The organism is Thalassomonas sp. M1454 (genome assembly GCF_007097525.1).
In the GTDB taxonomy this organism is placed as follows: domain Bacteria; phylum Pseudomonadota; class Gammaproteobacteria; order Enterobacterales; family Alteromonadaceae; genus Thalassotalea_A.
Window position 1 is genome coordinate 543,244 of the sequence record NZ_VKDD01000002.1, and the last position, 15,068, is coordinate 558,311.

The following is a 15,068-nucleotide window of genomic DNA, read 5'->3' on the forward strand; positions in this document are numbered from 1 at the left end:
AACTTTGCAGGCTTTTTTCGTATATAAACAAGTGAGTTCGTAGATAACTCGCAGCAATTATTTTAGTATCTAACAAAAACAGTAAAACTAACGATGGAGCGCAAAGTTTGACGCCAGATGTAATTCGTTTATTGGAGCAAGGCTTTGCTTTGCAACAGCAAGGTAACTTGCAGGGTGCAGAAACACTTTATTTAAAAGTACTAAAACAGGATAAAAATAATCAATTTGCACTTAATTTATTAGGTGTTGTTTGTATAAATAAAAATGATAACTTGCAAGCAGAGAGCTATTTACAGCGCGCCTTACAAGTTAACGATAAAGATCCTGAAACCTACAGCAATTTAGGACTTGTCTATAAAGAGCAAAAACGCTTCCCGCAAGCACTACAAATGTTCGAGCGCTCTTTACAATTAAACCCTAAACAACCGCAAACGTTAAATAATTTAGGTAATGTTTTGGCAAGTATCAATCAACATGACAAAGCGGTCTATTGCTTTGATAGTGCATTAAAGATTGATAATCGTTATCTCGATTGCATTAATAATTTAACGCAATCATTAAAAGCGTTGAGCCAGTTTGATAAAGCCATTCAGGTGAGCGAATATGCGTTAAAAATTGATCCCAAGCGCAGTGACTCATTAAATAATTTAGGCGAAATTTATAATGCACTTACCGAATATAAAATGGCGAAAAGTGCGTTTGAAAGAGCGATTGCTATTGACGGAAATATAGTTGCTAAGATCAACCTTTCAACGTCTTTAAAGCAGTTAGGACTTGAGTCACAAGCCTTGGCCTTGCTTAATGAGGTTATTGCCATTGAAGAAAATAATAGTGAAGCATTAAATCATTTAGGGGTTTTGCATGAACAACTAGGAAACTTTGATTTAGCGGCAAAGCACTTTCGTTTATCCATAAAGCACACCCCAAATCATGCAAGTTCCTTTTATCAGCTTTCCAAGTTAAAGCAACAACGACTTAGCGCAGTGGAAATAACAAAACTCAAGCAATTAATTGCTGATGACAGCCAAATCGATTTGTTTAAATTTTCTTATTATCTGGCGTTAGCTTGTGAGTTTGATAAAGCAAAAGATTATCAACAAGCAATTACATACTTTATTAAAGGTAAGGCGTTAAAAGCCAAGACTAATCCGTTTGATGCAAGTAAGAATAAAGATTATTTAGCAAGTAATAAAACTGTCTTTAGTCAGTTAAATAACAGCGGCCAACAAGCCGAATCAACAAGAACAGCAAAGCAACCAGTACCGATTTTTATTGTTGGAATGCCGCGCTCAGGCACCACGCTAACGGAACAAATATTAGCGTCACATAACGACATTGTAGGGACAGGGGAGTTAGGTTTTATTAATGATATTGCTAAACAAGCAGTAAAATTAACTAATACACCTTACCCGCAATGTATAAACAAGCTTAATGCCAAGCAGCTTAATGAATTGCGAGAGTTATACTTAGCAAAAGTGACTGAACGATTCGACGTTGAGCATTATTTTGTTGATAAAAACCCGCTTAATTATAATTCGCTTGGCTTTATTGCGTTGGTGTTTCCAGAGGCTAAATTTATCTATTGTAAACGTGATGCCATGGATAATTGTATTTCAATTTTTAAATTGCCTTTTGATGATAACCAAACCTATTCACATGATTTAACTGCGCTAGGTGAGCATTATTTACACCATCTAGAATTAATGAATTATTGGCAGCAAGTATTTCTAAATCGAATATTAACGGTTAATTACGAAGAAACGGTGGCAGATGTTGAGTCGCAAATTAAGCGTGTTATGGCCTTTATCGGTTTAGATTATCAAGAGTCTATGCTTAATTTTTATCAAAATAAACGCATTGTAATGACGCCAAGTGCAGAGCAAGTTAGGCAACCAATATATGCCTCAAGTGTCGGCTCTTGGCAACGTTATGGCGACGCATTAACGCCATTAATTAGCGCATTAAACTATTCACCAAAATAATATGTAAAAGGTAAGATTTGTATGTCTAAAATAAAAACTACACATGTTGGCTCATTACCGCGCTCACAAAAGGTTGTCGATCTGATCTTTGCTAAAGAAAACGAGCAAGAATTTGTGCAAGCTGATTTTGATGCTGCCATGAGTGAACATGTAAACCATTGTGTTAACAAGCAGTTAGAAGCAGGAATTGATATAGTTTCTGATGGTGAAACGTCTAAAATTTCTTATGCTACTTACGTAAAAGACAGATATAGCGGTTTTAGTGGTGACAGTGAACGCAATGCACCAAATGATTTAAAGCTATTTCCTGAGTTTTTAGAGCGATTAGCTAAATCAGGGGGAACACCACAATACAAAAGGCCAATGTGTACAGGTGAAGTAAAAGTCTTTGATCAAAGTGATTTACACAAAGACATTAAAAACCTAACCAATTCAGTTGCTGCTAATAATGCAAGTCAGGGTTTTATGAACGCGGCATCTCCTGGTGTTATCGCGCTATTTTTACAAAATCAATATTACCCAACAAGAGAAAAGTATCTAGAAGTACTTGCCGAGGTAATGCGTGAAGAATACCGCGCCATAGTTGATGCTGGCCTGCATTTACAATTAGATTGTCCCGATCTCGCGCTGTCTCGTCATATGTTATTTAATGATTTAACCGATGATGAGTTTATTAAAGTCGCTAATCTTCACGTAGAAGCGCTTAACTATGCTTTAGAAGGGATTGACCCAAACAAACTGCGTGTCCATATATGTTGGGGTAACTATGAGGGGCCGCACGTATGTGATATTGAAATGAAGAAGATGTTCAATACGTTAATGTCGGTTAATGCATCGCAATTATTGTTTGAAACGTCAAACCCAAGACACGCCCATGAATGGACTGTTTTCGCTGATCGAAAGCGTGATATTCCTGATGATAAGATCCTTGTTCCTGGTGTAATTGACAGTACGACAAACTTTGTCGAACACCCTGAACTTGTTGCTCAGCGTATTGGCAATTTTACCAATATAGTAGGGCGTGAACGTGTTATTGCAGGCTCTGATTGTGGCTTTGGTACGTTTGCTGGCTTTGGCTCTGTGGCGCCAGATATCGCTTACGCTAAATTAAAGTCTTTGTCCGAAGGTGCTAGTTTAGTTTAGAAGTGCAGAGTTAAAACTTAGATGGACTTTAAAAATGGGGACTAATTGTCCCCATTGCTGTTTTTATAACTCATAAAAATTGCTAGCTGTTTGATGAGCTAAGAATTGTTGTTGTTCAACGGGATAGCTTTGCAACAAGCTTTGCCAATGGTTAATTAATTCTGAGTAACTCATATAAAGCTTATCGACCGGGAAGTTAGAGCCAAGCATACAACGCTTAGCGCCAAATATTTCTATTGCCTTATGTGCATATTGTTCAAATTTATTGGCAATAAAAGCATGATTAAACATGGCAAAACCAGAAATCTTCATATGACAATTTGGTAAGATGGCAAAGCATGACATTGCTTTACACCATAGTTCAAAGCCACTGTCTGATTGATCCCAAGGGGATGCTAGATGGCATATAACCACCTTTAAATCTGGTAGCATTTTTAATACATTAAATACGTGTTCGTAATGCTCTTCGGTAAGCTGTAAGTCAAAGCTTAATCCATGTTTTTGTAATAACTGCAACGAATTAAACCATTTATCACGATTAAACGCCGGCATGGTTTTATTTTCTTCAGGGCTTTTGCCAATGATATGGCGAACCCCTTGCGTTACTCCATACTGCTTGTGTGCGAGTATTTGCTGCTCAACATCATCAGCTAACATATCTATTTCAACAACTACTTTAGCCGGAAATACGCCATTTGACTGGTCATGGCATTGTTGTAGCCATTTCGTTTCAGTTAGCCTAAGTTCAGGGCTAATACCTACTTGCACATGAACACTTTGGCTGATCTGGTTGTTATGATCGCGGCAATAATCACTAACTAAGTAATTTTTTCTAATAGGGTCTGGCTGACCAAAAAAACGCACTTCGCCTTTAGCTGCAAGCCAAGGGTAGTGATGTTGCTCAATATCCCATAGGTGATGATGAGCATCGATTAATTTGCTGGTATTACCTTGTTTAACAAGCACTTGTTTAACAGCCATTTGATAGTTTTATTAAAGACTCATTTAAGTTGAATCTTTTCATCGCTGCATGCCAGTCAATCACGATCTCTTCGTTCAGGATCAAAGAGTTTTCAATCGTGATAAATGTTTGAATAGGGAGTTTAATTCGATGGATAGTACCAGCTTCGTTAATATCGGCATCGATTTGCCAACAAATTGCGATTTTATCAGCATTGTCTTTATCAACCGTAACACGTTCTAATTGGCTGTAACTACGATTTAGTGATTGCCCTAATGATAAAATAAATCGAGTTAGCTCTGACGTATTATTCTTAGTGCTGTGGGTTGGTAAGTTTATGTTCGCATCTTCACTATAGATTACTTTTATTAAAGGAAAGTTATGACTTTGCCAAATTGACCACCACGAATCTATTAGCTTTTTATTACTTGCTAAGTTAGCTAAATCACTAGGATTTGCATGATAACTTTGCGGGTGTAATTGATGATCAAACTGAGTAATAACAAGTGGATCAGCAGTAGGGAGTGTGTTCACTAGCTCTTCATCTTCAAGCTGTAAATATTCTGCATAACTTGAGCTATCTAGAGTACAAGTTACACGCTTAATAAACTCTTGTTTGTGCTCAAAGTTAAATGCAACGCGTACCACTTTATCGTTATTATTTTTAAACAGGCACAGAAGTGCTGAAAATTGCCCGTCATCTATTTGCTCGCTTGCTATTAATTCGCTAAAGCCAAACTCGTTCAAGTTTTGCATCCATAACCGTGAAATTTGTGAACTGCCATAAGCGGTAAAGTTATGTTGTTGCCAAGAGCTAGAGTGCAGTAATTTAGCTTGTAAACCGGCAATGTCACCTTGTGTATATAAGTTAATTAAGGCATTAAACATCAAGTTTACCTCCTAAATGTGCAAACGATTGTTGTTGTGTTCGTAGTAAATTTGCCATTAACGCTATTTCATCAAATACGGTTATTTCTTTGGCAATTTTGCCTTTGTGAACTTTGAGATGAGTTGCACCTAATACAAAAAATTTATCACCTCTTGTGTGCTCAAGCTCAGTTATTTGAGGAGAATGCGTGCCTGCAAGTGCCCAGCGCACGGCAATATCACAAGTGTGTTCATCAAAATAGGTAATACCTATATGATCAAAGGTTAACTTACAGTCAGGACATTGGGCTAACCATTGAATAATTGTGCCGCTAATTTGTGCTACGCCTAACGCATTTCGCCCACCTGGCCATTGTAAGCTTGCATTAAGGTGGTAGTAATCAACCAATTTAGAGAACTGTTTTTGGTTGAAAATAGTTTGCTGCCAAGATTGAGCAAACTGTTTGGCGTTAAACTCATCTAAATTTGTATATTCATCACCTTTAGCAACATCTTTACGGTGGTCATGATTTATTACGCGCTCGTATTCACTTGCATACCATTTAGTGAAAGTGGGGTGCACGGCATTGTTTGCAACTTTTTTAGCAGCATCAATAGGTTTAATACCTAATTGTTTTACTAAAAATGAATTATCTCGCACTAGCCATTCTTCTATAATTCTATTTTCTTTACATACACAATCGGCAATTGTTGTGACTCGGCCTGTTTTATTGGTTGCAGGGCCAAATTCTGAGTCACCACTGTTAGTCATAATTGATGTGATTAAATGTGAAGAATAGTAAGTATCATCGCCTTCATCATTCCAAATGACATTTTCACCGATGAGCGATCTATCAGGAAATGCTGCAATTGTTTTTAACGTATTTTGGACAACAAGATCAACAGATTCTGAATATGCACCTAATGTATAAACCGGGCAAATTTCACCATAGTAGTCGAAACAAAGGCCAACATTTTTTTGCTCCCAGATACGGTGGGTAATGCGAATGATATAATCAGTGATATCAATGAACTCATCATCAAACCCTTTTAATGATTGCGTTCTAGCTGTATCTGGTGCAAGTAATTTGTCTAATGGTTGCCAATAAACTTGGGTCACATCTTTTTTTAAGCTGGGCATATGAGGTTGTCCTTTATGTCCTTTGTTTTATTTATTATTAATCTTAACGATTTGTAATAGTTATATTATTTGTGTTCTTTTGCCGGTTTGAATGTTTTTGTGCATTTGCGCAAACACATCAATACCCATTTGCATCATCATATCGATGATATCAATGGCAACCCAATTCTCTCGTAGTAGGTCGCCTTCGCGGCGCCAAAAGTCCATAACTCTTGGGTAAACTCGTTTATTCGTTGCTTTTAAACCAAGCCAATTATCACCAGTATGTGAACCGTACATATGCGGCCAACCGCCGGTAGCTACGTAGTTGTTATGTCCGGTAAAGCATAAAGTGCCATCGATGCCTCTATCTGGAAAACCAATTAAAAATGGGGCTTGATGATGTTGCTGAAAGCCAAACACACCTCGGGTCGTTCCTATACCGCCAGGACCGTACCAAATAAAATCGGGGTGCCAATGCTTCAGTAAATCCATACTTGCTAAATCGACACCGTCAAAACGGCCAAGCTCAGCATGCATTTCTTTGACTAATTCAATTGATGATTTTGTATAAGCAAGATCTTTTGGATCAGAGCATAAACCATCCATTGTTGTAGGCGGCATGACTAATCCATCATGACCTAAACTCGCTCTGATGGGATTAACGCCTGCTTGGTTCATGGCATCGATAAAATCAATTAAGGTGTAACAACGCACAACCTTTGAATCTTTTATCTCGGCTAATTCCATGTAACGTAAAAATAATGAGCGTTTGGTTGCCGGTATACCGTGTAAGTCATTGCTAAAGGTGCCAGTAAAGTAACCGGTAGAGCTTACCCAGGTTTCACCTTGATATTGATCTTCAAATGAAATAAAAGGTTTGCGTTCAATATCTGGCATAGCCTGTTTTAGCAGAGCAAAGTAACCTTGCTGCACTTCATCAATACCAAGCAGATCATTGATAGGGTGCGAGCCATGCCATTGGCAATCTTGGCTTAGTACATCTTTAATGGAACTTGGCTCAGAAAAAATTTGTTGATAAGAGTGCTCTAATGCATTTAATTTCATCTATAAACCTCTTAAGCAACTAAGTGTTCAAATAATACTAAAGACAAAATACTTACCACGAAGAAGGCAAATAACAGATAGTTAATTGAATCAATTTTACCTGGTACTAAATACCAACCATTTTCTTTCATTGGTTTGTTTTCGTTAATAAAAGAGCGTAACTGGCCTTTAATTGTGTATTCTGACCATTCTTTCTGGAAACCATCTAGTGCGATGCTGGCAATGATACTTACAGTAACGCTTATCGTTACGCCAACTACAGCATACCAAGGCCACGCTAACTCTGTTGCTAGTGCAACATAGGTAACGGTTGCAAATGCTGCAACTGTACCAACTAATAAACCACGCTCAGTTGTGTGTTTTGAAAAGAATCCTAAAGCGAACATACCTAGCTGAGCACCAACAAAGAAAGAGCCAACTTTGGTTAATATTTCTAAGATAGAGCCCGCTGCATGTAAGTGATACATGATTGCTGGAACGATTATGATCAAGGCCCAAAGTAAGGTAAATACACGAGTCGCATTTAAGTAATGGGCATCGCTTTTATCTTTGGCAAAATATTTTTGGTAAAAATCTAACGTTGATATTGTCGATAATGAGTTTAAGGCAGAATCTAAACTCGACATTGAAGCAGCCATAACTGCGGCGGCAATTATACCCATTAATCCTGGCAAGCCATAGTCAGCAGCGAAGGTTAAAATAATTGTGTTCGGATTTTCGAATTCACGGCCATCGTAATAGCCGTAAAATAATACGCCCATAACAATGAAAAATAAGTAGATGAAGAATGCTAAGAAACCCATTAATAAGTAAGATTTTTTGGCATCACCGATATTTTTTGCGGCAAGTGTACGTTGCACCATCATTTGGTTCGTACCATAAACGGTAATATGGTAAACCGTCATCGCTAATACACCAGACCATACGGTAGTGGTTTTAAAGAAATCAAATGAGTAATTAAGCGGGTCGAGTTTACCCATATCCTTAAGCTTACTTAAAGTATCGTCAAAGTTACTTGGCATTTCGGTAATAAGCGCGTACATGATGATACCGGCACCAATAAATAAAATTGCAGATTGGATAACATCTGTCCAAATTACAGCGGTTATACCACCTAACATGGTGTAAATAAGCGCAATTATGGTAACGATAAATATTGCTGAAATAACATCTATGCCAATGATAAAGCTAAGCACTAACGATGTAGCATAGAGTACAGCAGCCGAGCTCATTGTTTGTGAAATCATCCAAATAGTAGACACTAAAGCGCGAGCTTTTTTACCAAAACGTTTTTCTTGGTATTCGTAAATAGACGCAACGCCGGCATTATAAAAGAATGGGAAGAACAAACAGACTACGGCAATAATAACTAAAGGGTAGTTTAAATGAATCGCGATAGCGCCCATACCTTCTTCATAGGCCCATGCTGGTGCTCCTAAAAAGGTTAGGGCACTTACATAAGTTGCTATAACAGAAATACCAATAGCCCACCATGGTGTGGTTTTGTTTCCTAAAAAGAAGTCGTCTGAAGAGGTGATTTTTTTACTTAGTACATAACCTAAGAGTAGGTTAGCAATAATGTAAACAATCAATATGCTCCAGTTTAATGCGCCGAATTCACTCATTTATAGATCCTTTTCCCGACTCAATGTTACTTTGCTTTATATTAATGAAATAAGCAGACATTGTTTGGTCTTTATAATTATTATTGAAGTTGTTTGACTTCGAAGTCACTACAACATAGCATTAAAAAATAATATTTTAAAGTATGGTGGTTATAATTTATTTTATGAGAAGGTTAAGTGCATGAAAAATAGCCATTTACAATGCGTTTGCGGCCATGTTTTATTGTTGAAGTTGGCGATGTTATTGTTGCTCTTTTGCGATCAAAGCTATGCAAAAGATGCAATCGAAGAACAAGCGATACAATTGCAAAGCTTAGTTGCATTGGTCAATGACAAGCCAAAATTTTTTTATAAGGTTACTGAGATTAAAGATGAGCAAATAAAAGCACAGAAATGTATAAAGAATTCGTTGATCGAGTTTAACTCCGATCAATTAAGACAATATGCATTAATGCAAGTCCAGTGTAAGCTTTACTTAGATGCTAAGAAAAATTTAGGTGCTCAGATAAAAGCCGATACAAGTGAACAAGTTAATCTAAAAAATCTGCCAACGATTATATTTTTACACGGTTTTCATCCGCATCCTTATAATTATGGACGCATAAAAGATGGTACAACTTACCGCCCCGGTGACTATTACAGGAAAGTAACTCGTGCCTTTACAGAGCAAGGTTTTATCGTCTTAACCCCTGATTATAGAGGGCACAATGACTCACAAGGGCAAAGTTACACAACTAAGAGTAATGCTTGGCTCTATTATTTAAGAGATAGTATTAATTTTATTAAACAGGTTCGAGTAAGCGGAATTTATAACAATGACAATCTATTTATTGTTGGTCATTCAATGGGCGCAAGTATTGGGCTCTTAACTAGCTTACTCTTGAGTGACGAAATAAAATCATACTCGTTATGGGCAGCGGGAAACGTAAATAATAATAAGGTTTTTACCCAACTCGTTGATAAAGCTCTTGGCGAACTTGATAAAAGCTCAGGCAGTTTAGTTAATTTACATCATGCGCAGGGAGACAAAAGTACCGCTTTTGAAAACTCATCCTCTGCGGCAAAAATATTAAAGGAAATCGGTCGTTTAGCGAATTTTTATCAATATAAAAGTAATGACCACTTATTTGAACAACAAGAATTTATAAATGCTGTTGAACGTGATTCACAGTACTTTAAATCCCTGTTTGGGCAATCGTACTTAAACAGCAAAGCAGAACAAGCAACAAGGAATAATAATGAGCAATAACGCTGCAAATAAACAATTGGTACTTTCATACTATCAGGCATTAGAGCAATCTAATCAAAATACCGTTGGCGATGTAGTTAAGCAGTACACTCGCGATGATTACCATTTTTATGGAGTACACCCATTTAATGAAATACATGGCAGTGAAGCGGTAACTAAGGTGTTTTGGCAACCATTTATGCAGGCTTTTAAAAACATTCAACGACGCCAAGATGTATTTATGGCAGGAAAATGTGCTGATGGCTCTGAATGGGTAACGAGTATGGGCCATTTTATGGCGCTTTTCGATGATGATTGGTTAGGTATTCCGCGTTCAAAAAAACTTGTTATGATCCGTTATGCTGACTTTAACTGTGTTGAAGACGGTAAAATAACTCGCACAGGCTTTTTCTGTGACATTATTAATGTGATGAACCAAGTTGGCATTAACCCTTTAACAATAGAAACAGGGCACTCTTTCACGTATCCCGGGCCTAGAACTCATGATGGCGTTATGCTTGATGAAAAAGATCCTGCAGAAGCTGAAAAAACCATGTCTATTTTAAATCAAATGATTGATGATTTATCACAATTAAATGAAACGGCTAATGATAATTATCCGCCAGAAATTTTAGCTCGTACCTGGTCAGAAAATATGGTTTGGTATGGTCCTGCAGGTATTGGTGCAAGTTATACAATTCCTCGTTATCAAAAACAGCATTCTTACCCGTTTAGACAAGGTTTAACCGATAAAGTCTTTAATGGCCATATTTGTCGTTATGCTGAAGGTGATTACGCTTGTTTCTTTGGTTGGCCTAATTTGAGTAATACAGCCAGCGGTGGCTTTTTAGGTTTGCCAGGAGGAAAACGGGCTGATATGCGAGTAGTGGATGTATATCGACGCCAAGGGGATAAACTTGAAGAAAACTGGGTCATCATTGACATACCTTATTGGTTAAAACAACAAGGTCTAGATATTTTAGAAAGAACTAAGAGTATTGTTAACCCTGATTAATGCATATCTTTGATGTGGGTAAGAAAATCCAAGGTTTAAACGCAAAATGCCAGTTAACTTAACTGGCATTTCGCTAAACTAGGGTTTTTAATGGCTTGTTAGCCGTTATATTTAGCCTTGTTAAACTCACGCATTCTGGCGAGAACATCGACTTTTAATTGGCTATATATGTGTAGCAAGTCAACCAATACCCAATTCTCTCTTATTAAGCCGTTTTCGCAACGCCAAAAATCCAAGCTGCGCATGGTTATTTTTTGATTTCCTGGTGCAATGCCTAACCAGCCGCTGCCGCTTACTGTCATATGCATGCCAGGCCAAGCCGTAAAAGCAACGTAGTTTTCATCAGCAAATAAATAGCCTTTGTTTGCATCACCAACTCTGTCTGGCAAACCATTTAAAAATGGTATTTGATGCCAATTCCTAAAGCCTTTAATACCACGGCCGGTGCCAATACCTGCAGGGCCATACCAACTGCATTTTGGATGCCAATATTTTTCGAGTTCCATCCCCGCAACGCCTTGCGTTGCAAAGTTACCTAAGCTATCACACATGTCATTAACTAACCTCATGCTTGCACTCGCTTGCTCAAGGTTATAAACGCTATTAACGATACCATCTTGTGTCGCGGGGCCAGGTACATGCCACTCTCTACCTAAACTAGGTACCATTGGCCAAGCATTCGCTTGCATCATTAACTCAGGAATGTCCCATAAAGCTTGCATCTCGACAATCTTGTTATTTTCTATTCGATAAAACTCATGAAAGCGAATTGATACTTGATGGCCTGTTGGCGGAATATCTAACCAAGGTTTTTCAAAAGACCCAGTGTAATAACCACAACATCCTACCCAGTTACTTTGTTGTAATGACGGTCCTGATATAACAATAGTATCGCGACGTTCAAGATCTGGTATTGCGTTGTTTAGGGTTTTAAATACATCTTCATATAAACTTTCAGGGCCGCTAAGAGTTTCAAAAGGGTGAAATAACTGAATTAAGGCATCAGCAGAAAACAGCTCTTTAATTGTGCTCTTAACATTGTCTTTTTCGTAGTTATATAGAGCATTTCTTAGTTTTAAAATCAAAGATTTATTGCTTTTTGGGGTACTTGTTAAGGTTTGCATTTTATTTTAATCTTTTTGTATTTTATTGATTATTAAAGAGTTTAGCGTTACGCGTTACCATTTCTTTAAAGCCTGACTTACTTCCTTTGGGTGAAAACCATGGCTTGTCGCTAATACTTAAACTGTGGGTGTTACCAATGTATTCAAAGCTGCTTGCATTGCCGCCAACGGCGTTAATTTTACTCACTAAACGCTTATTCCAAATCGATGGTGAATAGTAATCTCGGTCAGAATGATGCAGGGCTAGCGGTTCGGTTAAATACTCTGGAAAATTAAAACCGCCAATGTTTTGGTACTGCTCATATACTTGGGGATCATTTACAAATTCAACTTTACCTTCGGTATCGATACTCACTGAATAATTCACATCATTGAAAGCTGTGACGTGTTCATTTAAGGTGTTATACATAATATTAAAGCGTTTTGTTAAGCTTGCCTTAACTGACTCTTCAGCCCAGTTATCTTTCTGCCAACTCCAATCATTATTACTGTTATCTGGAGTTCCTATCCAATCTGGTGGGTAAGCAAATCTAAAGTTTGGATTAATTTCGCCATTTTTACCAATAGCGCTTGCTGTCCAAGTTCCATCTCCAGATAAAAATGCTTCTGTAGTATTACCCATAGGGCCATATAACAATGCTTGCTCTAACGGTGGTAAGAAACAACCGGCCCAAATTGCTCCAGCATTAAATGGCGTTTCAATGGTTGAACCTTCACCGGATACTGCTAGAGCAGTTAATGCCACATCGCCACCTTGAGAATGACCTGTAATATTAATCTTGGATTTATTGATTTTGATTTGCTCTTGCTGCAAATTCACATCTTGCCAGTTGATTTGCTCAAGAGAAGGAATGCCTGCTAATAAGTTGAGTGCATCAATGGTATAAAACATGGGGGATAAATAAGTTGGATTATCCCAACGCTCCATATATTCGATACCTTGCGCGGGAATGCCATTTACGGTGCCATGGCCACGAAGCCCAGGTGTTAACACGACAAAGCCTTGTTTAACGTAACTGTCTATTACATCGGCATAATTTGTGTTTGCTTGATAGTTAAAATCATAACTTGGTGCGTTTTTAATGCCAATCCAACCATGAATGAACATCACCACGGGATAGCCTTGTTCGGGCATTGGGCTATTTGGTACATCGATTCGTGTATAAACACTCAATTGATCTGAAGGGTAGCTGGCAAGGTAACTATGATATTGAGTATTAGTATCAAAGTAGTGTTTGGTGTATTCATTGTCGGTCGTTGTATTGTTTAACAGCTTTTCAATGGTTATTTCGGAAGAGTAATGACGAGATCTTAAACTTTCAACGCTTAACTCATTTAACGAAGACAATGTTAAATTTGAGCCGGCAATATTAGCTTCTTTACTTGGCGAGCAAGCACTTAGTGTTAGCGTTGCAACCGTAATACAACTGGCTAGTTTACAAAACTTCACTTTATTATTCATTATCAAATGCTGCTCTTAATGTGTTAGCCCCGGATAATAAAAAGTTATGATCACTGCCGAGTAAAAATAACGACACGCCAAGTTTTTTCCATTGCGGTAATTCAGCTAAGTTGCCAACAAACATGCCACAGGCCTTGTTGTGCGTGTTACATGCATTAACTATGGTTTCTACAGCTGCAACAACACTCGGGTGACTTGGATTCGTTTGCCCCAACGAAATGGTTAAATCAATACGACCGATAAATATACAATCAATATCGTCGATTTGGCATATTTGGTCTATTTCATCCAGTGCCACAAGGTCTTCTATTTGAGCGATCACACAGGTTTGATTAACGCTTTTTTCAAGTGTTTTCGGTATACCTGCCGTTGTATATTGAGCAAACCTTGTCGAACCTGCAAATCCTCGGCCGCCGTCGCCAAAGAAACATTTTTTACATATTTCTATCGCTTGCTTGGCTGTTTTTATATGCGGTAAAACAACGCCATCTGCGCCAATATCGAGCGCATTAAGTAAAGTCGAATCGTTGGCGTCAGGTACTCTAATAACCACAGGTTTATTATTGGCTTTAGCGGCCAATACACATTGGTCAAGATCACTTCGGTCAAATGGAGCATGCTCAGCATCTAAACATAAAAGATCTAAATTAGATAACGCAAGCACTTCGGTATTATGATAGTGCGTGGTTTTAATAAATGTGCCTAATAAAGGCTGCTGGTTTCTAATTTTTTGTTTTAGTAGCACGTGTACACTCCAGTTGTTTATTATGTTGAACCGCTTTGTTTAAGCCAAGTTAAAATGCTTTTGCTGGTTTTTTCGGTTTGCTCTAATGTTGGAAAGTGACCGCATTGTGTAAGTAATATTAGCTCACTATTAGCGCAGGCATTATGCATTTTTTGTTGCTCTTGCACCTGACAAAGTTTGTCATTCTCGCCGGCAATAATTAATACAGGTTGCTTAAAGGTTTGTAGTAAATGTAATGAATCAGTGCGGGTCGAAAGTGCCGGTAGCTGGCTTTCAAAGCAGTTGAATCCCAGCTCTTGCGCCATAGCTAAAATTAATTGTTGATGCTGTAAATTTTCTTTATATAAATATAAAGGTTTAAAGTCGTGCTTAATAACATCATCAAGGCCATCTTGTTTTGCCTTGCTAATATGTTGTTGGCGGATCTCATTTTTGCCGGGTAAGTCGGCAAAACTGTTCGAACTCATTAATATAAGCTTTGAAATCAACTCAGGATATTGTTTGGCAAGGGCTAGGGCGACAATACCACCCATTGAAAAACCTAGAAAAATCCCTGGAGACGTTGCTTGCTTCTTACATAACGAGACCATATCGTTAATTGATTTTTCAGTTGTAAACTGAATTACTTTACTGGTGAAACCGGCATTTGTTAATGCAGATCTTAGGTGGGTAAACATAATGCCGGTACACATAGTACCTGGCAATATATATACAATTTTTGAGTCCAC

General features: G+C 37.9%; 13 protein-coding genes. 4 read left to right on the forward strand and 9 right to left on the reverse strand.

Annotation, left to right across the window (positions count from 1 at the left end):
• The first annotated feature begins 107 nt into the window (after window positions 1–107).
• Both FNN08_RS04315 and FNN08_RS04320 read left to right on the forward strand, forming a co-directional pair.
• Complete coding sequence (locus FNN08_RS04315; RefSeq protein WP_143583517.1) at window positions 108–1,982, forward strand: tetratricopeptide repeat-containing sulfotransferase family protein; 1,875 nt, start codon at window positions 108–110, stop codon at window positions 1,980–1,982.
• A 21-nt stretch (window positions 1,983–2,003) separates the two neighbouring features.
• Window positions 2,004–3,125 carry a cobalamin-independent methionine synthase II family protein gene (locus FNN08_RS04320; RefSeq protein WP_143583518.1) on the forward strand — a complete coding sequence of 374 codons (1,122 nt, stop codon included), beginning with the start codon at window positions 2,004–2,006 and terminating at the stop codon, window positions 3,123–3,125.
• Between the two features lie 63 nt (window positions 3,126–3,188).
• Here the strand turns inward: FNN08_RS04320 and FNN08_RS04325 are convergent, their stop codons facing one another.
• The 5 genes from FNN08_RS04325 to FNN08_RS04345 are packed head-to-tail and all read right to left on the reverse strand — an operon-like array spanning window position 3,189 to window position 8,766.
• The gene (locus FNN08_RS04325) at window positions 3,189–4,106 is read right to left on the reverse strand and encodes an amidohydrolase family protein (RefSeq protein ID WP_143583519.1); all 918 of its coding nucleotides are present in this window, start codon (window positions 4,104–4,106) and stop codon (window positions 3,189–3,191) included.
• A complete protein-coding gene (locus FNN08_RS04330) occupies window positions 4,096–4,974 on the reverse strand; it encodes a hypothetical protein (protein WP_143583520.1) in 879 nt (292 codons plus the stop codon). The genes FNN08_RS04325 and FNN08_RS04330 overlap by 11 nt, the downstream gene beginning before the upstream one ends.
• Complete coding sequence (locus FNN08_RS04335) at window positions 4,967–6,094, reverse strand: nuclear transport factor 2 family protein (RefSeq protein WP_143583521.1); 1,128 nt, start codon at window positions 6,092–6,094, stop codon at window positions 4,967–4,969. The genes FNN08_RS04330 and FNN08_RS04335 overlap by 8 nt, the downstream gene beginning before the upstream one ends.
• A 60-nt stretch (window positions 6,095–6,154) precedes the next feature.
• Window positions 6,155–7,141, reverse strand: coding sequence for an ester cyclase (locus FNN08_RS04340; RefSeq protein WP_143583522.1), 987 nt, complete (start codon window positions 7,139–7,141; stop codon window positions 6,155–6,157).
• Between the two features lie 11 nt (window positions 7,142–7,152).
• Entirely contained in the window at window positions 7,153–8,766 is a 1,614-nt protein-coding gene (locus FNN08_RS04345; RefSeq protein ID WP_143583523.1) for a sodium:solute symporter, read from the reverse strand.
• 181 nt (window positions 8,767–8,947) lie between these two features.
• Between FNN08_RS04345 and FNN08_RS04350 the strand changes: the two genes are divergently transcribed.
• Both FNN08_RS04350 and FNN08_RS04355 read left to right on the forward strand, forming a co-directional pair.
• On the forward strand, window positions 8,948–10,015 hold the full coding sequence (locus FNN08_RS04350; RefSeq protein WP_143583524.1) for an alpha/beta hydrolase family protein: 1,068 nt from the start codon (window positions 8,948–8,950) through the stop codon (window positions 10,013–10,015).
• A complete protein-coding gene (locus FNN08_RS04355; RefSeq protein WP_143583525.1) occupies window positions 10,005–11,009 on the forward strand; it encodes a nuclear transport factor 2 family protein in 1,005 nt (334 codons plus the stop codon). Before FNN08_RS04350 ends, FNN08_RS04355 begins: the two co-directional genes overlap by 11 nt.
• Window positions 11,010–11,107: 98 nt before the next feature.
• On the opposite strand, the gene FNN08_RS04360 is transcribed toward FNN08_RS04355, so the two are convergent.
• Genes FNN08_RS04360 through FNN08_RS04375 form a run of 4 tightly spaced genes read right to left on the reverse strand, consistent with a single transcriptional unit; the run spans window position 11,108 to window position 15,068 of the window.
• Entirely contained in the window at window positions 11,108–12,133 is a 1,026-nt protein-coding gene (locus FNN08_RS04360; RefSeq protein WP_143583526.1) for an ester cyclase, read from the reverse strand.
• Between the two features lie 22 nt (window positions 12,134–12,155).
• Window positions 12,156–13,595, reverse strand: a complete 1,440-nt coding sequence (locus tag FNN08_RS04365; protein WP_143583527.1) for an alpha/beta hydrolase — start codon at window positions 13,593–13,595, stop codon at window positions 12,156–12,158.
• On the reverse strand, window positions 13,588–14,340 hold the full coding sequence (locus tag FNN08_RS04370; protein WP_143583528.1) for an HpcH/HpaI aldolase family protein: 753 nt from the start codon (window positions 14,338–14,340) through the stop codon (window positions 13,588–13,590). Before FNN08_RS04370 ends, FNN08_RS04365 begins: the two co-directional genes overlap by 8 nt.
• Window positions 14,341–14,360: 20 nt before the next feature.
• Window positions 14,361–15,068: an alpha/beta fold hydrolase gene (locus FNN08_RS04375; RefSeq protein ID WP_143583529.1), complete on the reverse strand. Its 708-nt coding sequence runs from the start codon at window positions 15,066–15,068 to the stop codon at window positions 14,361–14,363.